The organism is Sphaerisporangium sp. NPDC005288 (genome assembly GCF_040607475.1).
GTDB lineage: Bacteria > Actinomycetota > Actinomycetes > Streptosporangiales > Streptosporangiaceae > Sphaerisporangium > Sphaerisporangium rhizosphaerae.
The window spans coordinates 1-26,844 of sequence record NZ_JBEXGT010000043.1 but is presented as its reverse complement, the minus strand read 5'-3'; the positions used below and the strand labels follow the sequence as shown (position 1 = coordinate 26,844).

At 72.0% G+C, this 26,844-nt stretch carries 19 protein-coding genes; 12 read left to right on the top strand and 7 right to left on the bottom strand.

The annotated features are described in order from the left end of the window. Positions 1-74: 74 nt before the first annotated feature. The 6 genes from ABZU32_RS31960 to ABZU32_RS31935 form a co-directional block, all read right to left on the bottom strand. On the bottom strand, positions 75-1,766 hold the full coding sequence (locus tag ABZU32_RS31960; protein ID WP_354927945.1) for a S49 family peptidase: 1,692 nt from the start codon (positions 1,764-1,766) through the stop codon (positions 75-77). Between the two features lie 53 nt (positions 1,767-1,819). Next, complete coding sequence (gene glgB / locus ABZU32_RS31955; RefSeq protein WP_354928090.1) at positions 1,820-4,225, bottom strand: 1,4-alpha-glucan branching protein GlgB; 2,406 nt, start codon at positions 4,223-4,225, stop codon at positions 1,820-1,822. Between the two features lie 275 nt (positions 4,226-4,500). Next, positions 4,501-5,064, bottom strand: coding sequence for a hypothetical protein (locus ABZU32_RS31950; RefSeq protein WP_354927942.1), 564 nt, complete (start codon positions 5,062-5,064; stop codon positions 4,501-4,503). A 146-nt stretch (positions 5,065-5,210) separates the two neighbouring features. Then, on the bottom strand, positions 5,211-6,638 hold the full coding sequence (locus tag ABZU32_RS31945) for an aminoglycoside phosphotransferase (protein WP_354927939.1): 1,428 nt from the start codon (positions 6,636-6,638) through the stop codon (positions 5,211-5,213). After that, entirely contained in the window at positions 6,635-8,347 is a 1,713-nt protein-coding gene (treS, locus tag ABZU32_RS31940; RefSeq protein WP_354847182.1) for a maltose alpha-D-glucosyltransferase, read from the bottom strand. The genes ABZU32_RS31945 and treS overlap by 4 nt, the downstream gene beginning before the upstream one ends. 52 nt (positions 8,348-8,399) lie before the next feature. Continuing rightward, positions 8,400-10,427, bottom strand: a complete 2,028-nt coding sequence (locus ABZU32_RS31935) for an alpha-1,4-glucan--maltose-1-phosphate maltosyltransferase (RefSeq protein ID WP_354927936.1) — start codon at positions 10,425-10,427, stop codon at positions 8,400-8,402. Positions 10,428-10,875: 448 nt separating this feature from the next. Here ABZU32_RS31935 and glgP point away from each other — a divergent pair, with 448 nt between their 5' ends. The 5 genes from glgP to ABZU32_RS31910 all read left to right on the top strand — a co-directional run bounded on the left by glgP (position 10,876) and on the right by ABZU32_RS31910 (position 16,374). After that, positions 10,876-13,473 (top strand): alpha-glucan family phosphorylase, encoded by a 2,598-nt coding sequence (gene glgP, locus ABZU32_RS31930; RefSeq protein WP_354847187.1) that lies wholly within the window; start codon positions 10,876-10,878, stop codon positions 13,471-13,473. Between the two features lie 118 nt (positions 13,474-13,591). Next, entirely contained in the window at positions 13,592-13,975 is a 384-nt protein-coding gene (locus ABZU32_RS31925) for a YciI family protein (RefSeq protein WP_354847190.1), read from the top strand. Positions 13,976-14,041: 66 nt separating this feature from the next. Next, positions 14,042-15,325, top strand: coding sequence for an RNA polymerase sigma factor (locus tag ABZU32_RS31920; protein ID WP_354928087.1), 1,284 nt, complete (start codon positions 14,042-14,044; stop codon positions 15,323-15,325). 103 nt (positions 15,326-15,428) lie between these two features. Further along, positions 15,429-16,007, top strand: coding sequence for an NAD(P)H-dependent oxidoreductase (locus ABZU32_RS31915; RefSeq protein WP_354847193.1), 579 nt, complete (start codon positions 15,429-15,431; stop codon positions 16,005-16,007). A 10-nt stretch (positions 16,008-16,017) separates the two neighbouring features. Next, positions 16,018-16,374, top strand: a complete 357-nt coding sequence (locus tag ABZU32_RS31910) for a winged helix-turn-helix transcriptional regulator (RefSeq protein ID WP_354927933.1) — start codon at positions 16,018-16,020, stop codon at positions 16,372-16,374. 147 nt (positions 16,375-16,521) lie between these two features. On the opposite strand, the gene ABZU32_RS31905 is transcribed toward ABZU32_RS31910, so the two are convergent. Further along, positions 16,522-17,367 carry a hypothetical protein gene (locus ABZU32_RS31905; protein WP_354927930.1) on the bottom strand — a complete coding sequence of 282 codons (846 nt, stop codon included), beginning with the start codon at positions 17,365-17,367 and terminating at the stop codon, positions 16,522-16,524. A 212-nt stretch (positions 17,368-17,579) separates the two neighbouring features. Between ABZU32_RS31905 and ABZU32_RS31900 the strand changes: the two genes are divergently transcribed. From ABZU32_RS31900 to ABZU32_RS31870, 7 genes are all read left to right on the top strand, one after another. Further along, complete coding sequence (locus ABZU32_RS31900; RefSeq protein WP_354847203.1) at positions 17,580-17,942, top strand: hypothetical protein; 363 nt, start codon at positions 17,580-17,582, stop codon at positions 17,940-17,942. A 106-nt stretch (positions 17,943-18,048) separates the two neighbouring features. Beyond that, the gene (locus ABZU32_RS31895; RefSeq protein WP_354927927.1) at positions 18,049-19,350 is read left to right on the top strand and encodes a DUF6395 domain-containing protein; all 1,302 of its coding nucleotides are present in this window, start codon (positions 18,049-18,051) and stop codon (positions 19,348-19,350) included. Continuing rightward, positions 19,347-20,189, top strand: a complete 843-nt coding sequence (locus ABZU32_RS31890; RefSeq protein ID WP_354847209.1) for a M55 family metallopeptidase — start codon at positions 19,347-19,349, stop codon at positions 20,187-20,189. The genes ABZU32_RS31895 and ABZU32_RS31890 overlap by 4 nt, the downstream gene beginning before the upstream one ends. 64 nt (positions 20,190-20,253) lie before the next feature. Continuing rightward, positions 20,254-21,981: an FAD-dependent oxidoreductase gene (locus ABZU32_RS31885; RefSeq protein ID WP_354927924.1), complete on the top strand. Its 1,728-nt coding sequence runs from the start codon at positions 20,254-20,256 to the stop codon at positions 21,979-21,981. Between the two features lie 3 nt (positions 21,982-21,984). After that, positions 21,985-22,533, top strand: a complete 549-nt coding sequence (locus ABZU32_RS31880) for a YbaK/EbsC family protein (RefSeq protein ID WP_354927921.1) — start codon at positions 21,985-21,987, stop codon at positions 22,531-22,533. 479 nt (positions 22,534-23,012) lie between these two features. Further along, on the top strand, positions 23,013-25,706 hold the full coding sequence (locus ABZU32_RS31875) for a protein kinase (protein ID WP_354927918.1): 2,694 nt from the start codon (positions 23,013-23,015) through the stop codon (positions 25,704-25,706). Continuing rightward, positions 25,703-26,844, top strand: a 1,142-nt coding sequence (locus tag ABZU32_RS31870) for a serine/threonine-protein kinase (RefSeq protein ID WP_354927915.1), incomplete at its 3' end; no start/stop codon positions are given. The genes ABZU32_RS31875 and ABZU32_RS31870, both read left to right, overlap by 4 nt.

The window sequence follows — 26,844 nt, the reverse complement described above, 5'->3', positions numbered from 1 at the left end:
AGGTTGACCAGCCTAGCGGCGCCCGCCGCCGGGCCACCAGAGCGGCCGGGCGGACGGTGGCGCGGGGCGCCGCGCTAGCGGATCGTCCACGTGCCGGGCAGCATGAGCGGCCCGTACGCGGGCAGGCCGAGCTCGGCGGCCACCCGGGCGAGCGGGCCCCAGGCCTCCAGGCGCACCTGGCCGAGCGCCGCGGCCCTGTCCTCGCTGGACTCCGCCGGCCGCAGCCGTTCGAGCGGGTGCATGCGCGGATAGGGGCGCACCGTGGCGTCCTTCGGCAGGCCGGCCCGGCTGCGGGCGATCGCCAGCGCGTCCTCCAGGCCGCCGAGCTCGTCCACCAGGCCCCTGCCGAAGGCGTCGGCGCCGGTCCACACCCGGCCGCGGGCCAGATCGTGGGCCCGGTCGCGGTCGAAGCCCCTGCCCTCGGCGACCTTGCCCACGAAGTCCTCGTAGATGCGGTCGAGCCAGGCGTTGACCCGCTCCCACTGCGGCTCGGAGAAGGCGCGGCTGGGCGAGAACATGCCGGAGTTCGCGCCGACGTCCACCGACTCGGAGGTGACGCCGAGGCGGCCGAGCAGTTCGCCGACGGCGGGCTTGCCGCCGAACACGCCGATGGAGCCGGTCAGCGTGCCCGGCTGGGCGACGATCACGTCGGCGGCCATCGAGACGAAGTAGCCGCCCGACGCGGCCAGGTCGCCCATCGAGATGATGACCGGCTTGCCGGCCTTGCGGGTGAGGACGACCTCGCGCCAGACCACGTCCGAGGCGACGTACGACCCGCCGGGGCTGTCGACGCGGAAGACGACCGCCTTGACGGCGTCGTCGCGGCGGGCGGCGCGGAAGGCGGCGGCGATCGTGTCGCAGCCCATGGCGCCCGCGCCGCCGAGCGGGCTGCGCCCGCTGCGGCCCAGCCGGATCTGCCCGCTGCCGTGGATCAGCGCGACGACGCGCTCGCCCGGGTGCGGGAGCTTCTTGGCGATGGCGCCCTTGGCGTACCGCGAGACGTACAGCAGCAGGTCGCCTTCGGAGCGGACCTCGTCGTAGACCTCGTCGCGGTAGGCGAGCCGGTCGACCAGGCCCGCCTGGACCGCCTCGGCGCCGATGAACGGGCCCTGGTCGATGAGCTCGCGGACCCGCTCGGGGGCCAGGCCACGCCCCTCGGCGACGCCGGACACGATCTGCTCGATGACCGACTCGGCGATGCGCCCGGTGGACTCGCGGTGCGCGTCGGTCATGTGGTCCTGGGTGAACATGTTCGCCGCGGTCTTGTACTCGTGCCGCTGGCCGATCTGGTAGTCGACGCCGATCTTCGACAGCGCGTTCCTCACGAAGCGCTGCTCCAGCGAGATGCCGGTCAGGCCGACGTCGCCGGACGGCTGGAGGTAGACCTTCTCGAAGGCGCTGGCCAGGTAGTAGGGCACGGTGCCCGCGCCGAACTCGCCGAAGGTCTCGGCGAAGGCCACGGTCAGCTTGCCCGCCGCCCGCAGCCGCACGACGGCCGTGCGCAGCTCCTGGACCATGGCGAGCCCGATGGGCCGTCCGCCGATCTTGACGACCAGGGCCTTGACGCGCGGGTCCCTGCGCGCGCGGCGCAGACCGGACAGGACGTCGGCCAGGCGCGTCTTGCGCATCGACAGCACGGCGCTGAGCGGGTCGGCGGGAGGCCCTTCGGTGAGCCCCTCGGTCAGGTCGAGCTCGAGAACCAGGGGAGCCGTGCGCCGCTGCCGGAACCTGTCGACGGTGTCCATGATCGACTTTGTCGCGTCCATAGCGACACCCTAGGCGACGTTTCCGGGGAAGAGGCGCACGCTTTCCCATCGGTTCACGCCGGCGGCCGCTCCTCGCCGTCCGCGGCCGTGCCGCTCTGAGGCGCCGCGCCGGTCAGGGCGTCCCCGGCGGCGGGAAGGCCGTCGGCGGGCGCAGTGTGAGCGGGCGCGCTGTCAGCGGGCGCGCTGTCAGCGGACGGGCCGTCAGCGGGCGGGCCGTCAGCCGGGCCCGCGTCCTCGGCGGCGGGGAGGGCCGCCGCGGGGTCGTCGTGCTCGACGGCCGGAAGGGCCGCGGCGGAGCCGGCCTCGCGGGTGCCGGGGTGGCGCAGGTACAGGGCGCCGAGCGGCGGCAGCCGCAGGCGCGTGGAGTACGGCAGCCCGTGCCAGGGCCGCTCGACGGCCTCGACCGACCCGAGGTTGCCGACTCCGCTGCCGTTGTACTGGTAGGCGTCGGTGTTGATCACTTCTTCCCACAGGCCGGCGGCGGGCAGGCCAAGGGTGTACTCGTGGTGCGGCTGACCGGAGAAGTTGACCACGCAGGCCACCATCGAGCCGTCGGCGCCGTGGCGCACGAAGGAGAACACGTTGCCGGAGGCGTCGTCGGCGTCGATCCACTGGAACCCCGACGGCGAGTGGTCCTGGGAGTACAGCGCCGGAGAGTCGGCGTACAGGCGGTTGAGGTCGCGGACCAGCCGCTGGACGCCCTGGTGCGGCTCGAAGTCCAGCACCCACCAGTCCAGGCCGCGCTCCTCCGACCACTCCGAGCCCTGGCCGAACTCGCCGCCCATGAACAGCAGCTTCTTGCCGGGATGGGCCCACATGAACGCGAACAGGGCCCGCAGGTTGGCGAAGCGCTGCCACTCGTCGCCGGGCATCTTGCCGATGAGCGACCCCTTGCCGTGCACCACCTCGTCGTGCGACAGCGGCAGCACGAAGTTCTCCGAGTAGGCGTACATCAGCGAGAAGGTCATCTGGTGGTGGTGGTACTGGCGGAACACCGGCTCGTGGTGCAGGTAGGCCAGGGTGTCGTGCATCCAGCCCATGTTCCACTTGAACCCGAACCCCAGCCCGCCCAGGTGCACGGGACGGGAGACCCCCGGCCAGGCCGTGGACTCCTCGGCGATGGTGACGATGCCGGGCGCCTCGCGGTAGGCCACCGCGTTCATCTCCTTGAGGAACTCCACGGCGTCGAGGTTCTCCCGGCCGCCGTAGATGTTCGGCGTCCACTCGCCCTCGCGGCGGGAGTAGTCCAGATAGAGCATCGAGGCGACCGCGTCCACGCGGAGCCCGTCGATGTGGAACTCCTTGAGCCAGTAGACCGCGTTGGCGACCAGGAAGTTGCGCACCTCGCGCCGTCCGAAGTCGAAGATGAACGTCCCCCACTCGGGGTGGGTGCCCCGCCGCGGGTCGGAGTGCTCGTACAGGGGGGTGCCGTCGAAACGGGCCAGCGCCCATTCGTCCATGGGGAAGTGCGCGGGCACCCAGTCGAGCAGCACGCCGATGCCGGCCTGGTGCAGCCGGTCGACCAGGTGACGGAACTCGTCGGGGCCGCCGAACCGCGAGGTGGGCGCGTAGTAGGAGGTGACCTGGTACCCCCACGAGCCGCCGAAGGGGTGCTCGGCGACCGGCAGCAGCTCCACGTGGGTGAAGCCCATGTCCCGCACGTACTCCACGAGCTGGGTCGCCAGCTCCTCGTAGCTCAAACCGGGGCGCCAGGAGCCCAGGTGGACCTCGTAGGTGCTCATCGGGGAGGCCAGCGCGTCCCGCTCGGCGCGCCGGCGCATCCACTGGTCGTCCTGCCAGGCGTAGGCGGAGGAGTCGACGATGGAGGCGGTGGCGGGCGGCTGTTCCGTGCGGCGGGCCATCGGGTCGGCCTTGGACCGCCACACCGAGTCGGCGCCGAGGATGGAGAACTTGTAGTGCTCTCCTTCGCCGACCCCGGGGATGAACAGCTCCCACACGCCCGACCGGCCGAGCGACCGCATCGGGTGCGCCGCGCCGTTCCAGTGGTTGAACCCGCCCTCGACCCGCACGCCGCGCGCGTTGGGCGCCCAGACGGCGAAGGCGGTGCCGTCCTCGTCATCGTGCCGCATGACGCGGGCGCCGAGGACCTCCCACAGGCGCTCGTGCCGGCCCTCGCCGATCAGGTGCAGATCGACCTCGCCCAGCGTGGGCCAGTGGCGGTACGGGTCGCCCGCCTCGTGCGGCTCCGCGCCGGCGTAGGTGACCCGCAACCGGTAGGGCGGGATCTTGTCCACCCCCGGCAGCGTCGCCGCGAACACCCCGTGCTCGACGTGGCTCATCTCGTGCGCGGCGTCATCCAGCAGCAGCTCGACCTTCTCCGCCAGCGGCTTGAGCGCCCGGACGGTGAGGCCCTCGGGGGTGAGGTGCGCGCCAAGGATCACGTGCGGATCATGGTGCGCGCCGCCGGCCAGCCGGTTCAAGTCAAGATCCGCGTTCATCAGCTCGCTCACTGCTCCTCGGCACCGTGATTGGTGTTATTGAGCTAACCCTGCCCCAGATCGTCCCGCCAACCCATGATGTCGGGCGGATCACACCGCGGGAACGGCGAACGCACGGTTCGGCAAGCCAGGAACGGCCTCACCGCCCCCGGGTGAGGGGACGCCTTGGCCGCGCGGCGTCACCATCCGAGCACGCGGACCCCTCGCGTGCTCACCACTTCAGCACGCGGACGCCTTCGCGTGCTCACCGCTCCAGCATGTGGACCCGCGCGTGCTCACCACTTCAGCACGCGGACGCCTCCGGAGGCCATGTCCACGACGACGCGACCGATGTCGAGCTCCTCGCCGTTCGGGAACCACACGAACAGTTGCAGGCAACGGCGGGTCTCGCACCCGAACCGGCGGAAGACCAGCGACCGCACCCGCAGGTCGGCGGCCGACGAGAGCGGACGGTGCGCCGCCTCGGCGTAGGCCCTGCCGACGATGGCGGCCAGCGGGGGGTCGGCGAGCAGGAACCGTGTCGCCCGGGCCTGCTCGGAGGGGGTGGGGGCCGCCGGATGGCCGCCGTCGCGCGGGTCGCCGGTGAAGGGGAGGCCGGGGGCGGCCGCCGCGCCGCCGCGCCGGGCGCGGGCGGCCGCGCGGCTGCGCGCGCTCACCTCGTCATCGGCTCCGGGGGCGGCGCGCTCGGGCCGCCCCGCCTCGGTCGGCCCGCCGGCCGCCGGGGGCGTGCGCCGCGTCCCTCCGCGCTCCTCACCCGTCCGGACGGTCAGCGCGAACACGCACATGCCGGACACCAGAACGCCGAACACGACGGGGATCGCGAGCCGCCGTCGCCTCATCAGCCCACTCTCTCACCGTCCGTCAATGTCCGGTCGCCCATGGTATCCAACGTGGGGACGCGCACGCCGCCTCGCGAGCACCGTCAACCCAGGTTGTGGCCGGGTCGGCACAGGTCGTGGCCGAGTCGGCCCAGGTCGTGGCTGACTCAGCCCAGGTCGTGGCTGAAGGCGGCCAGGGGGATCGGCAGCCAGGACGGCCGGTTGCGCGCCTCGTAGACCACCTCGTAGGCGGCCTTGCTCAGCTCCAGCGCGCGCAGCAGCACCGCGTCGTCGCCGTGGATGCGCCCGCCGCCCGCCGAGTATCCGGCGATGAACGCCGCGCGGTTGCGCTGTGCCCACTCCGCGGCCAGCGGCTCCAGCTCCTTGGCCTCGGGGTGGTCGGCCAGCAGGTGGCGCGCGGCGTAGTCGAACGAGCGGAGCATGCCGGCGACGTCCCTGAGCGGGGAGTCCAGGGCCCGGCGCTCCTGGAGCGGCTGCCCGGGCTCGCCCTCGAAGTCCAGCACGACCCACTCGCCGGGCGTGCGCATGACCTGGCCCAGGTGGTAGTCGCCGTGCACCCGCTGCACGGTGATGGGCCGTCCGGTGTCGGCCAGCCGGTCGAACGCCTCGTGGGCGACACCGGCGTGCTCGGCCAGGCCCGGCACCTCGGAGATGGCGGCCTCCAGGCGCCGCCTGAACCCCTCGACCATGCGTTTGACCTCGGGCGCCTCCACCGTGCTGGTGGGGAAGGCGGCGGCCAGCTCCTTGTGCAGGTGGGCGGTGGCCATGCCGAGCCGGGTGGACTCGGCGGCGAAGTCGCCCCCGGCCTCGGCCGCGGTGGTGCCGGGCAGCGACCCGTAGAGGTCGCGCACGCTGGTGAGGGCCAGGGCCCACCCGTCGCTGGCGGTGGGCAGGAACTCCTGGGTGAAGGCCAGCGTGGTGTTCTCCCCGCCGATGTCGGTCTCGATCCACCCGTAAGGCTTGGCGATGTTCGGCGACCCGCGCTCGGCGAGGGCGGAGACCACTTCCAGCTCCGGGTTCACCCCAGGGACGATCTTGCGGAACAGCTTGCAGATGTAGGCGTCGCCGAACACCAGGGAGGTGTTGGACTGCTCGGCGCCGAGCACCAGGCTGCGGAGGGCGGTGTCGATCTCGATGCCGGGCATGTGGCGGAACCGCAGGCCGCCGATGTCGGCGCCGGAGGCGATGCCGGACAGCAGCAGGCCGGTGACCTCGGCGTCGTGCACGGCGTCGTAGGCGTGGCCGTCGGGCGTCTCGCCGATGGCGACGTGCTTGAGCCGCTGCGGCAGTTCGGGACGGAAGCCGATCAGGAGTTGGTAGCGGTCGGTGCGCGCGTCCTGGCGGACGGTGATGACGAGGTGGCGCACGGTGACGCGGTCGTCGGTCGGCGGTCTGCGGCGGTCCGTGGTCCCGCAGGACCCCGCCACATCACTGTGGAAGGATTCTGCAGGACCACGAAGGGGCAACGTGGTGGCGGCCTCGACGGCCAGTTCGGTGATCGCGCGGCCCTTGCCGGCGAACCACCGCTGATGGGTGATCCAGCCGGCAAGCAGCTCTTCGAGAGTATGTCTCACGTCTCCTCGGTTGCTGCGCTCGTGGGCGGAAGGGTGAACCAATAGAACCCATGCCCGGGGAGCGTCAAAAGATACGGAAGTTCGCCAATTGGGGGAAATGGCACCCCTCCGGTGCACTCCACGGGGGTGACGCCCTCGAACCGGCGCAGATCCAGCTCGACGGGCTGGGGGAAGCGGGACAGGTTGTTGACGCACAGCACCCGGTCGTCGCCCAGCTCGCGGACGAAGGCGAGGACGCTGGGGTTGGAGGAGTTGAGCTCGGTGAACTCGCCGAGACCGAAGACGTGGTGGCGCTTGCGGATCTCGATCATCTTCTTGGTGAAGTGCAGCAGCGAGCCGGGGTTCTTCTGCTGCGCCTCGACGTTGAGCGCCTGGTACCCGTAGATCGGGTCCATGATCACCGGCAGGTAGAGCCGGCCGGGGTCGCAGTCGGAGAAGCCCGCGTTGCGGTCGGGGGTCCACTGCATGGGGGTGCGGACGCCGTCGCGGTCGCCGAGCCAGATGTTGTCGCCCATGCCGATCTCGTCGCCGTAGTACAGCACGGGGCTGCCGGGCAGGCTCATGAGCAGGGCGGTGAACAGCTCGATCTGGTTGCGGTCGTTCTCCAGCAGCGGCGCCAGGCGGCGGCGGATGCCGACGTTGGCGCGCATCCGCGGGTCCTTGGCGTACTCGGTGTACATGTAGTCGCGCTCTTCGTCGGTCACCATCTCCAGGGTGAGCTCGTCGTGGTTGCGCAGGAAGATGCCCCACTGGCAGTGGTCGGGGATCTTCGGGGTCTGGGCCATGATCTCGGAGATGGGGTAGCGCGTCTCGCGGCGGACGGCCATGAAGATGCGCGGCATCAGCGGGAAGTGGAAGGCCATGTGGCACTCGTCGCCGCCGGTCACCGGGTCGCCGAAGTACTCCACGACGTCGGCGGGCCACTGGTTGGCCTCGGCGAGCAGCACGCGGTCGGGGTAGAGCGCGTCCACCTCCTTCCTGATGCGCTTCAGGTAGGCGTGGGTCTGCGGGAGGTTCTCGCAGTTGGTGCCCTCCTGCTCGAACAGGTAGGGCACGGCGTCCAGGCGGAAGCCGTCGATGCCGAGGTCCAGCCAGAAGTTCAGGACCTCGACCATGGCGTCCTGAACCGCCGGGTTCTCGTAGTTGAGGTCCGGCTGGTGGTGGAAGAACCGGTGCCAGTAGTACTGCCCGCGCACCGGGTCGTAGGTCCAGTTGGAGGTCTCGGTGTCGATGAAGATGATGCGGGCGTCGCTGTACTCCTCGTTGTTGTCCGACCACACGTAGAAGTCGCCGAACGGGCCGGTGGGGTCGTGCCGGGACGCCTGGAACCAGGGGTGCTGGTCGCTGGTGTGGTTCATGACGAGGTCGGCGATGACCCGCATGCCGCGTTTGTGCGCCTCGTCCACGAGCTTGATGAAGTCTCCCAGGTCACCGAAGTCCGGGAGGATCTTCATGAAGTCGGAAATGTCGTATCCGCCGTCTTTGAGGGGGGATTCGTAGAGTGGCAGGAGCCACAGGCAGTCGACGCCGAGCCACTGGAGATAATCCAGCTTGCTGATGAGCCCGCGGATGTCACCGGTGCCGTCGCCGTTGCTGTCCGCGAATCCCCGGATGAGGACCTCGTAGAAGACGGCGCGCTTGTACCAGTGCGGGTCGCGCGGCTTTTCGTGTGTGAAGGTATTCGGAACGGGCTGAGGCGTCAAGCTCACCTGTGGACTCCCCGCTGTGCTTATGCGCGCTTTCCGCCGCCTTCGCCAGTGCCTACGGCTGACTGGCCGGCGTCGCTCGCAGTGTGAGGACGTGGGCTGGGTTGATGTGCGGATCGAGGCGCACGTAATTGGCATGCCGCCAGTGGTACGACTCGCCCGAGAGCTCATCGTCCACGACGAATTCGGCGCCCCAATCGAGGCCGATGGCAGGCATGTCCAGCCAGACCGTCGCCTCGTGGGTGTTGTGTGGGTCGAGGTTGACCACCACCACGACCACATCGCCTATGCCGTGCCTTCGTGTGGACGCGTCATAAGCTCCGGGCAGCCGCTTGGAAAAGCAGACCATGTCCGGGTGGTCGACGTTGTGGAACCGTAGGTTACGCAGTTCCTGAACCGCCGGGTGTGCTCTTCTGAACAAATTGAGGGTTGTGATGAAGGGAGCCAGGCTCCGGCCCTCGCGTTCCGCGGCGGCCCAGTCGCGCGGCCTCAGCTCGAATTTCTCGCTGTTGAGATACTCCTCGCTGCCCGGTCGTACCGGGACGTTCTCCGCGAGCTCGTAGCCCGCGTAGACCCCCCACGTGGGCGACGCCAGCGCCGCCAGGACGGCCCTGATCTTGAACGCCGGGACCCCCCCGTTCTGCAGGTACTCGTGCAGGATATCCGGAGTGTTGACGAACAGGTTCGGGCGCAGGAAGTGCGACGTCTCGTGCGAGAGCTCGGTCAGGTAGCTCTCGAGGTCGGCCTTGGAGTTCTTCCACGTGTAGTAGGTGTACGACTGGTGGAAGCCGATCTTGGCCAGCGTCTGGAGCATGGCGGGACGGGTGAACGCCTCGGCCAGGAACAGCACGTCCGGGTCGGTGGCGTGGACGTCGGCCAGCAGCCGCTCCCAGAACCCCACCGGCTTGGTGTGCGGGTTGTCCACGCGGAAGATGCGCACCCCGTGCGCCGTCCAGTGGCGCACCACCCGCAGCACCTCGGCGTAGATGCCCTCGGGGTCCTTGTCGAAGTTCAGCGGATAGATGTCCTGGTACTTCTTCGGCGGGTTCTCGGCGTAGGCGATCGACCCGTCCGCCCTGACGGTGAACCACTCGGGGTGCTCCTTGACCCACGGGTGGTCGGGGGAGCACTGCAGGGCCAGGTCGAGCGCCACCTCCAGGCCGAGCTCGCGGGCCCGCGACACGAACGCGTCGAAGTCCTCCAGCGTGCCGAGGTCGGGGTGGAGCGCGTCGTGGCCGCCGTCCTCCGACCCGATGGCCCAGGGGGAGCCGACGTCGTGCGGGTCGGGATGCAGGGTGTTGTTGCGCCCTTTGCGGAACGTCTCGCCGATCGGGTGGACCGGCGGCAGGTAGACCACGTCGAAGCCCATGCCCGCGACCGACGGCAGCCGCTCGGCCGCGGTGCGGAAGTTGCCCGACTTGGGGACGGCGCCCTCGTCGAGGACCGCGCCCTCGGAGCGGGGGAACAGCTCGTACCACGAGCCGTACAGCGCCCGCCTGCGGTCGACCCGCAGCCGGTGCCTCGGCCCCCGGGTGACCAGGTCGCGCAGCGGGTGCTGGGCCAGCACGGCCGCCGTCTCGGGGAGCTGCGCCACCGCCAGCCTCGCCCGCGGGTCGAGGTCGTCGTCGCGCAGTTGGTCGGCCACGTTCTGCAGGATGGCCCGGTGGGCGCACCTGTCGCAGCCCGCCTGGCGCACGGCCTTGGCGGCGCGCTCGAACAGGCGCGCCCCCTCCTCGCACATGAGATCGGTGTCGATGCCGCGGGGGATCTTGATGCCGGCGTCGTGCAGCCAGGTGGCGATCGGGTCGCTCCATGCCTCGACGCGGTACTGCCACTCGCCCTCGGTCGGCGGCGTCACCTCGACGGCCCAGCGGTCGGTGCCCGGGGCGACCTCGCGCATGGCGAGCAGGCGCCCGCGCGTGCCCTGCGGGTCGGTCAGCACGACCCCGGCGGCCACGGCGTCGTGCCCCTCGCGGAACACGGTGGCGCTGATCTCGAAGGTCTCGCCGGCCGCCGCCTTCGCGGGCCACTGCCCGCAGTCGACGACAGGTTGGATGTCCTGGATTGGGATTCGTCCGATCATCGCGTCTCAAGGTAGCGGCGACGCGCCGGGCGCCGCCGGGAATTGTGAGGGCAGGAGGATCTTGCTTTTTCGGTCGTCGCCGGCGGACGCCGGCTATGGGCGGGCATGATGGATCACACCCCGAGACGACGACCGTCGTCCCGGGGCTGGCAGGCGGTGGTGTGGCTCTTACATGGGACTGCCCCCATAGTCGCGCTTCAAGCCTGCTTGAGGGAAGTCAGGGGATACTTGGGGGGCTTGTGTCTCCCGCTGTCGGGCCTGGTCTCGGCCTTCGGTCATCGGTCGTACATGATCAAGACATGATCAAGTTGAGATCACTGTGACGAGTCGGCTTTAGTGAGGTTTGAGCCGCTTGGGTAGCGGTGAGAGCAGAAACGCATGAGATCTGGTAGGCGCACAAGAGTGTTCCGGTCGCGCGTCGTGGCGCTGAGTAACTAGGGTCTGGCCAGTGAGAGCAATCCGCAGATTCACCGTCCGTACCGTTCTTCCCGCGGAGCTCGCCGCACTCGGCGAGCTCGTCCACAACCTGCGCTGGTCATGGCATCCCGAGACCATGGACCTGTTCGCCGAGGTGGACCCCGACACCTGGCAACGCGTCGGGCACGACCCGGTCGCGCTGCTCGGAGCGGTGGAGGCTGACCGGCTGGCCGAGCTGGCCCGTGATCGCAGGTTCCTCCGCAAGCTGGCCGACGCCGCCGACGACCTGCGCGAGTACATGACCGCGCCCCGGTGGTACCAGACTCTGCCGGACGCCCCGGCGGCCATCGGGTACTTCTCGCCCGAGTACGGCATCGCCGCCGCGCTCCCGCAGTACTCAGGGGGTCTCGGCATCCTGGCCGGCGACCACCTGAAGGCCGCCAGCGACCTGGGCGTGCCCATCCTGGGCGTCGGGCTCCTCTACCGGCACGGCTACTTCACCCAGTCCCTGTCCGCCGAGGGCTGGCAGCAGGAGCACTACCCGAGCCTGGACCCCGGCGGCCTGCCCCTCAGCCTGCTGAAGGAGGAGGACGGCACGCCCGCCCGCGTCGTCATCCCGCTGCCCGAGGGCCGCGCGCTGCACGCGCAGATCTGGGTCGCCCAGGTCGGGCGCGTCCCGCTGCTGCTGCTCGACTCCGACGTGGCCGAGAACGACAACGCCGCCCGCGACGTCACCGACCGGCTGTACGGCGGCGGCACCGACCACCGACTGATGCAGGAGCTGCTGCTCGGCATCGGCGGCGTGCGGGCGCTGCGCGCGTACTGCCGCGTCACCGGCCACCCCGCGCCGGAGGTCTTCCACACCAACGAGGGCCACGCCGGGTTCCTCGGCCTCGAGCGCATCCGCGAGCTCACCGAGCACCGGCTGTCGTTCGACGAGGCGCTGGAGGCCGTCCGCGCCGGCACCGTGTTCACCACGCACACGCCGGTGCCCGCCGGCATCGACCGGTTCCCCGCCGACATGATCGGCAAGCAGTTCGGCGGCGACAACGCCTGGCCGACCGTGCCGGTCGAGCGCATCCTCGCGCTCGGCGCCGAGCCCGACGGCCCCGAGGGCGGCGAGCAGGTCTTCAACATGGCCGTCATGGGCATGCGGCTCGCGCAGCGGGTCAACGGCGTCTCCGAGCTGCACGGCGACGTCAGCCGCGGCATGTTCCAGGGTCTGTGGCCGGGGTTCGACCTCGACGACGTCCCCATCGGCTCGATCACCAACGGCGTGCACGCCCCCACGTGGGTCGCGCGCGAGGTGATGGAGCTGGCCGGCAAGGAACTGCCCTCGCTGGTCGAGATCGCCCAGGGATGGGAGGGCGTCCAGAAGCTCTCCGACGAGGACATCTGGGCCATCCGCGGCCGGCTCCGCCGCCGGCTCGTCGAGGCCGCCCGCGAGCGGCTCCGCGCCTCCTGGCGCGCCCGCGGCGCCTCCACCGCGGAGCTCGGGTGGATCGACGAGGCCCTGGACCCGGACGTGCTGACCTTCGGCTTCGCCCGCCGGGTGCCGTCCTACAAGCGGCTCACCCTCATGCTCAAGGACGCCGACCGGCTCAAGCAGCTGCTGCTGGACCCGGAAAAGCCCGTCCAGATCGTCATCGCCGGCAAGGCGCACCCCGCCGACGAGGGCGGCAAGAGGCTCATCCAGCAGATCGTCAAGTTCGCCGACCGCGAGGACGTGCGCCACCGCATCGTCTTCCTGCCCGACTACGACATGGCGCTCGGGCAGCTCATGGTCCAGGGCTGCGACGTGTGGATGAACAACCCGCTGCGCCCCCTGGAGGCCTGCGGCACCAGCGGGATGAAGGCCGCGCTCAACGGCGGCCTGAACCTGTCCATCAGGGACGGCTGGTGGGACGAGTGGTTCGACGGCCTCAACGGCTGGGCGATCCCGACCGCCGACGGCGTCGAGGACCACGACCGCCGCGACGAGCTGGAGGCCGGCGCGCTGTACGACCTCATCGAGCGCGAGGTGGCCGACCGCTTCTACGACCGGGCCGGCGACTCCCACCCGCGCCGCTGGCTCGACATGGTCAAGCACACCCTCAGCTCCCTGGGCCCGAAGGTCTTGGCCGGGCGCATGCTGCGCGACTACGTCGTCGACCTCTACACCCCGGCGGCCGGGTCGGCCCGCGAGCTGTCCAAGGGCGAGCACGCCAAGGCCCGCGAGTTCGCGGCCTGGAAGCTGCGCGTCACCCGCGCCTGGCCGGGCGTGCGCGTGGAGCACATCGAGGCGTCGGGCATCGGGGACACCCCCGAGCTGGGCGCGTCGATGGAGGTGCGCGCCACCATCGCCCTGGGCGATCTGTCCCCGGACGACGTCAGCGTCGAGGCGGCCTACGGCAAGGTCGGCGTGCACGACCAGCTCCTCGCGCCGTCGTACATCCCCCTCACCGCCGGGCCGGTCGGCGACGACGGCAAGGCCGCCTACACCGGCGTGGTCCCCCTCGACCGCACCGGCGCGTTCGGCTACACCGTCCGGGTCGTCCCCTCCCACCCGCTGATGTCCTCTCCGGCGGAGCTCGGCCTCATCGCCGTCCCGGAGGAACCCGCCGGCATGACCAGCGGCACCCTCCGCTGAGGCGATTTGTTCGCGCCGAATTCTCCGTTCATGTAGAAAAGGCCGCTCGCCCGTTCGACGTCCATGTGAGAAGCCCGCCCGGCACGACGGCCGGGCGGCGGCCGACGGAGGAGAAGTCATGAGGGTCATGGTCATGATCAAGGTGAGCGGAGCGGACGAGAGCGCGATCGTTCCGACGCCGGAGATGATGGCGGAGATGGGCGCCTACAACGAGAAGCTCGTGAAGGCGGGCATCATGCTCGACGGCGGGGGCCTGCGGCCGAGTTCCGACGGGGCGCAGGTCGTCTTCGAGGGCGGCACGACCTCGGTGGTGGACGGTCCGTTCACCGAATCCAAGGAGATCATCGTCGGCTACTGGGTCTGGCAGGTCAGCTCCCTGGAGGAGGCCGTCGAGTGGGCCCGGCAGTGCCCGAGCGACCCCGGCAGCGGCAGGCGGGAGGTCCTGGAGGTGCGCCCGTACTACGACGAGGAGGACTTCCCGGCCGCGGAGACGCGGGGCTGAGGACGCCGGCCGGAGTCCGGGGAGGGACGCGGTGCACGCGCGGCGCTCGCTCGGGGAAGGGTCGTGATGGACGCCCGGCGCACGGTCGAGGCGGTGTGGCGCATGGAGTCCGCGCGCCTGGTGGCCCATCTCGCCAGGGTGGTACGGGACGTCGGGCTGGCCGAGGACATCGCCCAGGAGGCGTTCGCGTGCGCCCTGGAACAGTGGCCGCGGCTGGGCGTCCCGGACAACCCGGGCGCCTGGCTGACCACCACGGCCAGACGCCGGGCGATCGACCTCATCCGGCGCGAGCGGGTGCGGGACCAGAAGTACGCCCAGGTCGCGGCCGACCTCCTGGCTCCTGCTCCGCCGCCCGGCGGGGCCGCGGACGCCGAACTGTTGTCGCTGGTCTTCGTCGCCTGCCACCCGGTCCTGTCCCGCGAGTCGCGCGCGGCGCTGGCGCTGCGCCTGGTCGGCGGGCTCAGCACCGAGGAGGTCGCCCGCGCGTTCCTGGCCCCGGCCGCGACCATGGGGCAGCGGATCACCCGTGCGAAGCGCACGCTGACCGAGGCGCGGGTGCCGTTCGAGGTGCCCGGCGACGACGAACTGCCGGCCCGGCTGTCGGCCGTTCTGGAGGTCGTCTACCTCATCTTCAACGAGGGCTACTCGGGCACGTCGGGTGAGGAGTGGGTCCGCAGGGACCTCGCGGAGGAGGCCATGCGCCTCGGCCGCATCCTGGCCGGCCTATTGCCGCGCGAGCCTGAGGTGCACGGACTGGTGGCGTTGATGGAACTGCAGGCCTCCCGCTTCCGTGCCCGCACCGGCCCGCACGGCGAGCCGGTGCCGCTCCAGCACCAGGATCGCTTCCGATGGGACCGGACGCTGGTGGCGCACGGGCTGGCCTCGCTCTCCCGCGCCAAGACGGCCGGCGGCGCGCTCGGGCCCTACACCCTGCAGGCGGCCATCGCCGCCTGCCACGCCCGCTCCCGGCGGTTCGAGGAGACCGACTGGGAGGCCGTCGTCGCGCTGTACGACGCTCTCGCCCAGCTCGCCCCCTCGCCCGTGGTGGAGCTCAACCGCGCGGTCGCGCTGCTGCACGCGGACGGGCCCGAGGTGGCGCTGAAGGCGCTCGACGCCGTCCGGCAGGATGCGCGGATGGCGCGTTACCACCTGCTCGGCGCCGTGCGCGGCGACGTCCTGCTGCGCCTCGGCCGGTCGGCCGAGGCGGCCGAGGAGCTCGAACGGGCGGCGGGCCTGGCGCCGACGACCCGTGAGCGCACCCTGCTCATGGAACGCGCCGCCGCCGCGACCGAGCACGGCTCGTTGCACGGAGCGCGGGGGATCGATGGCTCTTCAGCGGATCCGGAATAAGGAGGTGAGGTGCTCAGTTAACCGTAGCGGCTAAGAAATGCTTAGCCGAATGCGGCGGCGGGCAAGGTCTGAGAGGTCCGAGCCCGCTGGTGAGGAGATGGTCATGGCGAAGTTGCAGATTCTGGTGGCGAGCACCCGGCCCAACCGCGCGGGGATACCCGTGGCGCGGTGGATCGAGCAGGAGGCCAGGGCGCAGGGCGCGTTCGACGAGGTGGAGGTGGTCGACCTCGCCGAGCTGGGCCTGCCCTTCATGGACGAGCCGCACCACCCGAGGCTGCGCAACTACCTCAACCAGCACACCTTGGACTGGAGCGCCAAGGTGGACGGGGCCGACGCCTTCGTCTTCGTCATGCCGGAGTACAACTACGGCTACAGCGCCCCGCTGAAGAACGCCATCGACTACCTGTTCCACGAGTGGGCCTACAAGCCGGTCGGCATCGTCAGCTACGGAGGGGTCTCCGGCGGGCTCCGCGCCGCTCAGATGATCAAGCAGGTCGTCACGACCCTCAAGATGACGCCCGTGGTCGAAGCGGTCGCGATCCCCTTCGTCCAGCAGTTCGTGGGCGAGGACGGTAGCCTCTCCCCGAACGACCTCATGGTCTCCTCGGCGAAGGCCATGTTCGACGAGTTGAGGCGCGTGAGCGACGCCCTGCGGCCGCTCCGCGAGAGTCTGCCCGCATGAGGAGCCAACCATGACGGCCACGACCGAGATCCACAAGGTCTGCGCACGGTTCCACATCGCCGTCGAACTGATCGGCGCCCGCTGGACCGGCGCCGTCCTCCGGGTCATCTTCACCGGCCACAGCCGGTACGCCCAGATCAGAGAGGCGGTGCCCGGGATCAGCGACACCATGCTGGCCGCCCGGCTGCGCACCCTGGAGGCCGAGGGCCTGGTCGAGCGCATGGTCCTGCCGACCACTCCGGTGCAGGTCGAGTACCACCTCACCGAGAAGGGCCGCGACCTGGCCCCGGTGCTCGAAGCCATGATCGCCTGGTCCCACAAATGGATCCCGCTGCCCTCCGCCGACGGCCCGCCCGCCGAGGAGTGACGCCGGGTCAGGCAGGGCGGTGACCTCGGCACCACCGCCCCGGGGACGGCCCTGCCTGCACCCCCGCGGCGCTCACGCGCCCGGCGGACGACCACGACGACTCGATCGGGAGGCCGGGCACAAGGGCCGGAACGCTCGGTACAACGCTCAGTCGTCGGTGAACAGTTCGTCCGTGGTGGTGGCAGTGGCGCTGCGCAGCATCCAGGTGTTGAGCTCGGTGAGGTCGGTGCAGGCGGTGATGCGCTCCCGGACGTCGTCGGAGACGTGGACACCGCGAGCCGTGAGAATGGTCAGCACCGCGTTGCCCCTCTCTTCGACCCGTGCTTCCTTTTTGCCCGCTTCGAGGCCCTTGCCGTAGTGCTCTTTGGCGAAGGGGCTGTAGACGGGCCAGGTGGTGTCCTTCATGATCTCCTCCAGGGTGCGCCGCACGGCCTCAGAGGCCAGTCGGTGTGCGTATTCATAGTATTGCGGAGCGTGTTCGGGGTCGACGTTCTCCAGCGCGGTCATGAAGGCCGACGCGACGAGCGGCTGTTCGCCGTGCACCATCACCGAGAGCGCCGCCAGCTCCGGATGCTCCCGCGCCTGCTTGGCATCGGTGATGACGGGAGTGAGGTCGGGGCCGAACACCTTGGGCGTGAGCTCGTAGGCGTCGAGGCTGGTGGTGATCGGCCGGGCCATCCAGCGGGCGACCTTCGCCTTGTTGCAGATCACCAGAACGGTGACCGGGCAGTCGAGCTGGAGCCACAGGGCCGCCGCGTAGCGGGCCAGGCCGCGGCGTTTGGATTCTTCGACCTCCTGTTGGATCTCCACGATGACGCCGTGTGTGGGGTCTCGCGGCGGCCCCACGAGGATCACCGTGTCGGCTTGGGAGTCGCGTGAGGGACGGTCGTTGAAGTCGCCGGGCGCCAGATACGCCGACGCGCTGTTCGGCACGTCGACGCCGAATTGATCGCGCAGGATCTCCAGCGCGAACTGCGGCCGGTCACGGAACATCAGATTGAGAGTGTCATGTATAAGCGAGGGCACGTCACGGAATGCTATCAGTCAAGTGCGGTGCGTGATGACGCTGTTGATCTGTTGTGCGGTGGCTTCTGGGGCGTGTCGGACGCCTGGGTGCCGAGTCAGCGTGGGTTGTCAGGAAACGTGATGTAACGGTCATCTATGGGATTCGGGTAGATCAGGCTTTGCCGTTAAGGTGACCGGTCATGGCTGGGTTCGTGATGCGTGTCCTGGCGCCGCTGCGGCTCCGGCGCGCCGTGGTCGGCCGGTTGGATGCCCGTTATGTGACGCGGGCCGACCACCGGCAGGACGTCCGGGACGCCCTGTGGGAGGTCCAGGCGCTCAAGAGGGAGATGGAAGGGCTGCGGCGCGAGGTCGAGCAGCTCCGCCGCGAGGTCAAGCGCGCCGCCACGACGGCGGGGACGCCGGGCGCGGCCCTGACCGCGAAGGTCGAGGACGCCCACCGGCTGGCCACCGAGACCGCCTCGGCCGTCGACCACCTGCTGCAGGAGGAGGTCCGGCTCTGGCAGGCCGTGGACGGCCTGAGGAGCGGCGAGGCGGCATCGTGAAGGGGCGCCTGGACGGCCCCGGACGGGGGCCCGGGAAGCGAGGCGGCATCGTGAGGAGTGCCTGTACGGTCCCGGACGCGGGCCTGGGGAGCGGTGAGGTGGCGTCGTGAGGGTCGCGTGGACGGCCCTGGACGGGGGACTGTGGCGGCTGCGCATGCGGCTGGACGCCGGCGAGGACCTCGCGGGGACGGTCACCGACGGGCACCCGGTGGAGCTGGCGACCGACACCTGCCATGTGCGCCTTCCAGCCCGCGCGGGCGACGCGGGCCCGTCCGGGGCCGGGTCGTCGGGAGCGGGTTCGTCCGGCGCGGGAACGCCGCCGGGGGAGGTGCATCCCGATCTGCTGGCGCTGGCCGCGTGGACGGTGGTGGCGCCGTGGACGCGGCGCAGAGTGGTGTTCGACCGGCCGATCTCGGCCGAGCTGGCGGCGGCGTTCGAGAGCGGCTGGGGCGTCGAGGCCGGGCCGGTGGGCGGGGGGCCGCCGCGTGCGGCCGGTGACCGGCTGGCGATCTCCTACAGCGGGGGCGCCGACTCGGCGGCCGTGGCCGCGATCCTGCCGGACGCGCCCCTGATCCACTTCCGCAGGGTCGGCCATCCCCGCGTCCCGAACCGCTGGACGCACTACCGGTCGGACGTACTGGCCGCGCTGGCGAACGACACCGGCAGGGACGTGACGATCGTCGAGTCCGACCTGGAGTTCCTGCTGCGCTCGCCCCGCCCGGGTTACCCCGAGCACCATGCCGTGATGGCGGGCGCCGTCCTGCTGGCCGACGCCATGGACCTCGGCGGCGTCGCCCTGGGCTACGAGATCGGGTCCCGGTGGCTGGGCGGTGGCCGGTACGTGCACCGGTACACCCCGGACAACCCGATGTGGTCCGGCCACGGCCCGTGGGGCCGGCTGTTCGCCGCCGCGGGCCTGCCGCTGGTCCTGCCGGTCGGCGGCATCAGCGAGGCGATGACGATGCGCGTCGCGCTGGGCTCCGAGCTGCGCGACCAGGTGCGCTGGTGCCTGCGCGGCGACGGCGCGGGCCCGTGCGGGCGGTGCGGGAAGTGCCTGTACAAGGAGCTGATCCAGGCCGCGATCGAGCGCCGTCCGATGAGTACGGCGATCACCGCCGACCGGCCGGTGGCGCGCAAGTGGCAGCAGCCCCCGCCGTACGGCGGCCAGGAGATGATCGAGTACGGGTGCGCGCACATCCCGAACATCGACGACACGCCTTTCGCCCGCGCGGCCGGATATCTCAGGGCCACACCCGAGTCCACCGCCTGGCTGGAGCGGTGCTACCCTCCGGCCGTCGAGGAGATCCCCGCGCGCTGGCGCGGAGCGATCGCGGCCGTCATGGAGCGTGACTTCGGTTTCATGGACGCGGACGACGTCAAGCGGGTAGAGAGCTGGGGAGGGCGATGAAGGTCTACGTGTCGGTCGACATGGAAGGCGTGACCGGGCTCACCGACCCCGAGGAGATGCACGCCGGAGGCCGCGGCTACGAACGCGGCTGCGAGCTGATGACCGCGGACGCCAACGCGGTGATCGCCGGCGCCCACGAGGCGGGCGCGACGGCGGTGACCGTGAACGACGCCCACGGCTCGACCAAGAACCTCCGGGTGGACCTGCTGGACCCGCGGGCCACGCTGCTCCGCGGCCCGGGCAAGCCGATGCGCATGGCCCAGGGGCTGACCGCCGACTTCCAGGCCGCCTGCTTCGCCGGCTACCACGCCCGCGCCGGCGTCCAGCACGGCGTGCTCAACCACACCTGGATGGGCAAGGAGATCCAGAACGTCTACCTCAACGGCGAGGTGTGCGGCGAGACGCGGCTGGTGGCCGGGTTCGCCGGGTTCCTCGGCGTGCCGGTGGCACTGGTCACCGGGGACGAGGCGGTCTGCGCCGAGGCGCGCGAGCTGCTCGGCGACGTCGAGACGGTCGCGGTCAAGAAGGGCGTGGACAGGTTCGCCGCCGAGCTGCTGCCGCCCAGCGTCGCCCAGGCGCTGATCCGGGAGGCCACCGCGCGGGCCCTGAACCGGCTGAGCGACTTCCGCCCGCACGTGGTGGATTCGCCGTACACCCTCGGCGTCGAGTGGAACTCCACGGCCATCGCCGCCGGCTGCTCGCTCATTCCCGGCGTGCGCGCGGCCGGCCCCCGGCACACCGAGTTCACCACGGAGGACTTTCGGGACATCATGGCGCTGCTCGGCATCTTCGCCATGATCGCGGGCCAGGTGGCCTGCGGCAGCGGCGTGTACGGCTGAGCCGGTGGGCGAAGACGGGTCACCGCGGCCACAGGAGGACGGGCCGCCGGGACACGGTGACGGCGTGTCACCTGGACCGCGAGGCGGCGTGCCGTCGGGGTCGCGGGACGGCCTGCCACCTGGGCCGCGGGACGGCGGGCCGTCGGGGTCGCGGGACGGCGGGTCACCGGAGTCGCGGGGCGGGGACGGCCTGACGCGGCGGTCGCTGCTGGTCGGCATCGGCGCCGCGGGCGGAGCGGGAGCCATGTACGCCGCCATGGGCGTGCTCGGCCTGGCCCCGTCCAAGGAGACGGCCCCCGTGCCCTTGGCCGGCGGGTCCGCCGCGCCGTCGCCGTACGTCCCGCCGCAGCGCTCGGACTTCGCGTTACGCGGCGGCCGCCCGGCGTCGGTGCTGGTGCTGGGCGCGGGCGTCGCCGGCCTGGCCTGCGCGTACGAGCTGGGCAAGGCCGGGTACGAGTGCACGGTGCTGGAGGCCCGCGACCGGGTGGGCGGGCGCAGCCTGACCCTGCGCGGCGGCGACACCGTCGCCGAGCTGCCGCTCCAGGGGGGAGCGGGGCAGGCCGGGGAACTCCAGCGGGTGGGGTTCGGGGAGGGCACGTACTTCAACGCCGGTCCCGCGCGCATCGCGCAGTGGATGGTCACGCTCGACTACTGCCGCGAGCTGGGCGTCCCGCTGGAGGTGTTCGTCAACACCAACTCCGCCGCCTACGTCCTGACCGACGGCATGAAGGCGCCCGTCCGCGCCCGCACGGCCCGTGCCGACGCCTACGGGTACATCTCCGAGCTGCTGGCCAAGGCGACCGACGCCGGCGCGCTGGACGCCCGGCTCACCCGCGCCGACAAGGAGCGGCTGCTGGACTTCCTCTCCCATTTCGGGGACATCGGCCCCTCGCACGCCTACACCGGGGGCGAGCGCCGCGGCTTCCGGGTCAACCCTGGGGTGGGGCCGGGCGCCGAGCTGGGCGCCGTCCCCGCGCTGACCGAGGTGCTGAGCCAGGGGCTCGGCCGCGTCCTGACGATGGACGCCGGATACGAGCAGGCCATGCCGATGTTCCAGCCGGTGGGCGGCATGGACGCGATCGTCCGCGCGCTGGCCGGGCGGGTCGGGGCGGCGCGCATCAGGACCGGCGTCCGGGTCACCCGCATCACCAACACCCCCGACGGCGTCGAGGTCGCGGTGGAGGGCGGCGCGCCGCTGCGGGCGCAGTACTGCGTCGCGGCGCTGCCGCCGCACGTGCTGGCCCGCATCCCCGGCAACCTCGGCGCGGAGGTCAAGACGGCCCTGACCGGCGCGGTGCCGATGGCGGCGGGCAAGCTCGGCCTGGAGTACGGCCGGCGCTGGTGGGAGATCGAGGACCGCGTGTACGGCGGCGCCACCGAGACCGACCTGGACGTCGGCCACATCTGGTACCCCTCCCACGGGTTCCACGAGCGGCGCGGGCTGGTGGTGGGCTACTACAACACCGGCGCCGACGCCGACGTCTACAGTGCGCTGACCCATCGGGAGCGCCTGCGCAGGGCTCTCACCCAAGGTCGCAAGATCCACGGCCGCAAGTACGGTCAGGACCTGCTGTCCAGCGTGTCGGTCTCCTGGGGGCGGCAGCCGCACATCGAGGGCGCGTGGGTCCGCTGGTCCTCGCCTTCGGGGCAGCGGGCGCTGCTGCGTCCCGCCGGGCGGGTGTACTTCGCCGGGGACTGGCTCACCCATCTGATCGCCTGGCAGGCGGGAGCCTTTGAGTCCGCCCGTAAGGTGGTGACCGAACTCCATCACCGCGTCCTGAAGGAGGCATGACCCATGAAACTGGGCACGCTCGAATGGGTGCCCGCCGGCGACCGGCCCGATCTGCTCGCCGATCCGGTCGCGCGCGCCATCGGGGCCATGACCTCCGAGATGGCCTCCGGGGTGGCCGGTGAGGTGTCGGTGGCGCCCATCGACCCGGCGCTGGCCGACACCGCCGCGTTCTGCGAGCGGTACGGCGTGGCGCCGGAGGAGTCGGCGAACTGCGTGATCGTCGCGGCCAAGCGCGGAGGTGAGACGCGGTACGCGGCGGTGATGGTGCTGGCGACGATGCGCGCCGACGTGAACGGCGTCGTGCGCCGCCATCTGGACGCCCGCAAGACGTCCTTCGCCCCGCAGCAGGAGGCCGTGGCGCTGTCGGGCATGGAGTACGGCGGCATCACGCCGCTCGGCCTGCCCGACGACTGGCCCGTCCTGGTGGACGCCGAGGTCGCGCGGCGTCCGCTGCTGGTCATCGGCAGCGGCATCAGGGGCTCCAAGCTGGCGCTCTCGGGCGAGGCGCTGGCCCGACTCAAGACCGCCGAGGTGGTCGCGCTCGCCCAGTGACCTGCGGGCGCCGGGGTCCTCGTGCGGCGCGCGCACACCCCGCCATGACGCGCACAGTGATCGCTCCGGCGCACACGGGTCGCAGGAGTTTCCCGATTTTGGAAACCCTTGGGTCCGGTTCAGCCGTTGTACTACCGGGAATGTGGCCTCTTGGTTCCTCTCATGGGCGGGGTTTAAGCCGGTATGGTGCTACGTGCCGTCAACGGCCGCGAGCGCGCGCAGCGCTCTGGTCTCCGCGCCGGGCTCAAGGAAGAGTCCGGCGGGCGCCTCCCCGAGACCGCCGGCCGCCCGGCCGGCGACGGGGGTTGCCAGCCGCGATGGCGCGCGGGTTCGCGCCGCGCGGATCCGTCGGTGTGGCATGCCATGATTCGCCGGCCGGACTTTTTCGGTATGGGCATTGCACAAAGTGAGCGAACCGTGACAATTGGAGCAAGGCGCTTCCCTCCGGTCACCACTGCCGGGGCACCGCCGGAGATCAGATGAATCATGACGACCGATTGGGCCCCTACCGGCTGCTCCGGCGGCTCGGCGAAGGCGGCATGGGCGTGGTGCATCTCGCGCTCGACTCCCAGGGCAGGCAGGTCGCCGTCAAGGTGCTCCGCGCCGAGGTCACCGGGGACGACGTCGCGCGCCGCAGGCTCGCGCGCGAGGTCGAGACCATGCGGCGGGTGCGCAGCAGCCACATCGCCGAGGTGCTCGACGCCGACGTGACCGGCAGCCGTCCCTACATCGTGACGCGTTACGTGCCGGGCAGGCCCCTGGACGACACGGTCAAGCAGGACGGCCCGCTGGAGGTCGGCCCGCTGCTGAGGCTGGCCCAGGGCGTGGCCGAGGCGCTCACGGCCGTGCACGCCGCCGGCGTCATCCACCGCGACCTCAAGCCCGGCAACGTGCTCATGCTCGACGGCGAGCCCGTTCTCATCGACTTCGGCATCGCCCAGGCCGTCGACGCCACCCGGCTCACCCAGACGGGCATGTTCATCGGCACCCCGGGCTACCTCGCGCCCGAGATCATCGAGGGCCACGAGGCGGGTCCGGAGGTCGACGTCCACGCGTGGGCCGGAACGATGCTGTACGCCGCCACGGGCGCGCCGCCGTTCGGCAAGGGCACGCTGGAGATGGTCTTCTACAACATCACCGCCGGGCGGGCCAACGTCGAGGCGGCCCCGGCCGTTGTCCGTCCCCTGCTGCGCGCCGCCTTCAACCGCGACCCGGCCAAGCGGCCGAAGGCCGCCGAGCTCGCCGCGCAGCTCTCGCGCCTGGTGCCGCCGCGTGCGCCGCAGGGACGCGCGCGGGTGCCCGACGACATCCGCACCGTTCCCGATATGTCCGGCATGCCGGTTACCGGCACCTCGCTGTCCCACCCGGAACCGCTCCCCGCCGAGCCGCCGGCGGCAGGGCGCTCGCCGTCCGCCGACCCGCGCCTCGGCGCGGTCCCACCCGGCGCGCTGCCTGGTGTGGTACCGGGCGTCGTGCCCGGCGCGGCGTCGGGCGCGCGCACCGGCGCCCCCGAGGCCTCTCCGGCCGCGGCGGCCTCCGGGGCCCGTCCTGGCACGGTCCCGCCCGAGGCGCCGCCCGGCGTGGCCACGCCGTACGCCGGGTTCCCCGCCGCCGACCCGCGCACGGCCGCCGACCCGCGCACCGGCGCCGCCGGGTCGCGTCCCGGCGCGGGGCAGGCCCGCCCCGGCGGCGCCCCCGCCGAGGAGTTCGTCTCGCTGCTCGGCGACGCGCCGCAGGCCCCCGCCGTGGGCGACCCATGGCCGACCGTGCGGGTGACCGGGGAAGAGCTGCGCCAGGCCGGCATCGCCTTCGACCGCGGCGCCGCCGCGCCGGGCGCCGGGCCCTCCGGCGGTGGGTCCCAGGTTCCCGGCGGCGGGCCGTCCCCGGCGAGTGGCGGCCACGGCGAGGGCGAGATCCCCACCCGGTACGCTCCGCCGTCGGGGTCCCGCCCGTGGGAGGGCGGTCGTCCCGCGCCGCTCGACCAGGGTGAGGTGCCCACCAGGCGGGTGCGTCCCGACGAGCTCGGCGACCTCGACGCCAAGGCCAAGACCTACCGCGCCGAGCCGGGCGCCACGCCCGGGGTCTCGGCCCTTCCCGGAGCGGTCCCGCTGCCCGGGTCCACCGGCTCGCAGGCATCCCCTGGCGCCGGTTCGCACGGTCCCCAGGCACGCCACGGCTCGGCCGCCGGTTCCCGGGGAGCGCCGGGCTTCCCGGCGCCGGGCGTCCAGGGCGGTCAGGGAGCCCACGGTGGTCACGGCGGTCAGGGCACTCACGGCGCCCAGGGTGGTCAGGGCATGCACGGCGGCCACGGTGGCCAGGGGTCTTCCGGGTTCGCCGTGCCAGGCGGGCACGCCTCGCCCGGCCACCCGGGTCCCGGCGGCCACGACCCGACCGGCGGGAGGCCCTACCACCAGGCCCTGTTCGAGCAGTCTCCCGAGCTCTTCGAGCAGACGCCGCACATCCGCCACCCGGCGCAGGCCCAGTCGGCGCCCGCGCCCTACGTGCCGACCGTCCACCTGCCGCCCGAGGCCACGCCCGACTTCGGCCGGCAGGGCATCGGCGTCGACGGCACGCCCCGCTCCGCGGTGTACACCGTGGCGGGCGTGCTCGCGCTGATCATCGCGGTCGGCGCGGCCGTCGTGCTGCCGGTCGTGGTGACGGTGCTGGTGGTCCCGGTCGCCGTGCTGCTCAGGGCCGCCGACATCGCCCAGCCGGCGTTCGCGTCCCGGCGGCCCGCCGCGGCCGCCGCCGGTGACGTGCTGCGCGTGCTCGGCCGGCCGGGGGCGCTGGTGAAGTCGGCCGGCGTCACGCTGGCCCTGCTGCCTTACGCCCTCATTCTGGGCGTGCCCGTGACGCTGGTGCTCACCTTCCTGGTCGACAGCATCCCCCCGGGCACCGCCCTGAGCTGGGGGGTGGCCGTCTCGCTCTGGATCATCTGCGCGGGCCCGGGTGTGGAGGGGCCGGGCCGTCAGCTGGGCAGGACGCTCGCCGCCGCGTTCCCGGCCAAGGGCGCCGCCACGGCGCTGACCTTGGCACTCGGGGTCGTGGCCGTGCTCGTGGCCCTTTACGCGGTCGCCACGCTCGTCCGGCCCATGGGCGATGCAGTCTGGAGTCCTGTGGACGTGGACACCTGGCTGCGCCGCTTGCAAGAGCTTCGGACAAACACAGGATGACGGGGGAAACCGTGCCGGAGACGCTCGACAGATTGGGGCCGTACCGGCTGCTCCGCCGGCTCGGCGAGGGCGGGATGGGCGTGGTCCACCTCGGCTTGGACGAGGAGGGCAGGCAGGTCGCCGTCAAGGTCCTGCACCCGCACGTCGCGGCCGACCTCAAGGCGCGCGACCGGCTCACGCGCGAGGTCGAGACCATGCGCCGGGTGCGCAGCCCGCGCGTGGCCGAGGTCCTGGACGCCGAGCTGACCGGCGCGACGCCGTACATCGTCACCCGGTTCGCCCCCGGGCGGACGCTGGAGGAGACCGTCCTGACCGACGGTCCCCTGCCGGCGCACGAGGTCGTACGGCTGGCGCGGGGCCTGTCGGAGGCGCTGATCGCCATCCACGCCGGCGACGTCATCCACCGCGACTTCAAGCCGGCCAACGTCATGCTGGTCGGTGGGGACCCGCTGGTCATCGACTTCGGCATCGCCCACCTGGTCAACGCCACCCGGCTCACCCAGACCGGCATGTTCGTCGGCACGCCCGGCTACCTGGCGCCCGAGATCATCAGAGACGACGAGATCACCCAGGCGGCCGACGTGCACGCCCTGGCCGCCACCGTCTTCTTCGGGGCCACCGGCAAGCCGCCGTTCGGCACGGGCTCGTTCGAGTCGGTCTGCTACAACATCATGGAGGGCCGGGCCAACATCGACCAGGCGCCGCCGTGGCTGCGCGGCTGGCTGCGCGCGGCCTTCGCCGTGAACGCCGCCGAGCGGCCGGACGCCCAGCGCCTGCTGGCGATGGCCAGGTCGCTGGACCCGAGCGTCACGGCCCTGCGGGAGTCCGCGGTGCCGCCGGGGCACACCCGCCGGCTGGACGGCGCGCAGGTCAAGGGCCGGCTGCCCGACGGCACCCGCGTGCTGGACGCCGACGCTCGCCCGGCCGGCGGCGCGCCGGACGCCACGCACGTGCTGAACGGCGACGGCACCGCCGTTCTCGGCGCCGGCGAGCGCTCCGACGGCACGACGCCGACCAAGCGCACCAAGCCGGCCTCCGAGGACAGCTACTCCGACCTGCTGCCGCCGGTCCGGTACGCCGAGCCCGAACGCGAACGCAGGCGCGGGCGCGCCGGGGCGCCGCCGCCCGCCGCCCCGGC

What these genes read in the sequence shown, in the direction of transcription:
- ABZU32_RS31920 (WP_354928087.1), top strand. Translation starts at nt 14,042, where the DNA reads ATGGACGCCCGGCGCACGGTCGAGGCGGTGTGGCGCATGGAGTCCGCG.
- ABZU32_RS31910 (WP_354927933.1), top strand. Translation starts at nt 16,018, where the DNA reads ATGACGGCCACGACCGAGATCCACAAGGTCTGCGCACGGTTCCACATC.
- glgB (WP_354928090.1), bottom strand. Translation starts at nt 4,225, where the DNA reads ATGAACGCGGATCTTGACTTGAACCGGCTGGCCGGCGGCGCGCACCAT.
- ABZU32_RS31890 (WP_354847209.1), top strand. Translation starts at nt 19,347, where the DNA reads ATGAAGGTCTACGTGTCGGTCGACATGGAAGGCGTGACCGGGCTCACC.
- ABZU32_RS31880 (WP_354927921.1), top strand. Translation starts at nt 21,985, where the DNA reads ATGAAACTGGGCACGCTCGAATGGGTGCCCGCCGGCGACCGGCCCGAT.
- ABZU32_RS31900 (WP_354847203.1), top strand. Translation starts at nt 17,580, where the DNA reads ATGGCTGGGTTCGTGATGCGTGTCCTGGCGCCGCTGCGGCTCCGGCGC.
- ABZU32_RS31875 (WP_354927918.1), top strand. Translation starts at nt 23,013, where the DNA reads ATGAATCATGACGACCGATTGGGCCCCTACCGGCTGCTCCGGCGGCTC.
- ABZU32_RS31950 (WP_354927942.1), bottom strand. Translation starts at nt 5,064, where the DNA reads ATGAGGCGACGGCGGCTCGCGATCCCCGTCGTGTTCGGCGTTCTGGTG.
- ABZU32_RS31915 (WP_354847193.1), top strand. Translation starts at nt 15,429, where the DNA reads ATGGCGAAGTTGCAGATTCTGGTGGCGAGCACCCGGCCCAACCGCGCG.
- ABZU32_RS31935 (WP_354927936.1), bottom strand. Translation starts at nt 10,427, where the DNA reads ATGATCGGACGAATCCCAATCCAGGACATCCAACCTGTCGTCGACTGC.
- ABZU32_RS31905 (WP_354927930.1), bottom strand. Translation starts at nt 17,367, where the DNA reads ATGTTCCGTGACCGGCCGCAGTTCGCGCTGGAGATCCTGCGCGATCAA.
- ABZU32_RS31925 (WP_354847190.1), top strand. Translation starts at nt 13,592, where the DNA reads ATGAGGGTCATGGTCATGATCAAGGTGAGCGGAGCGGACGAGAGCGCG.
- ABZU32_RS31960 (WP_354927945.1), bottom strand. Translation starts at nt 1,766, where the DNA reads ATGGACGCGACAAAGTCGATCATGGACACCGTCGACAGGTTCCGGCAG.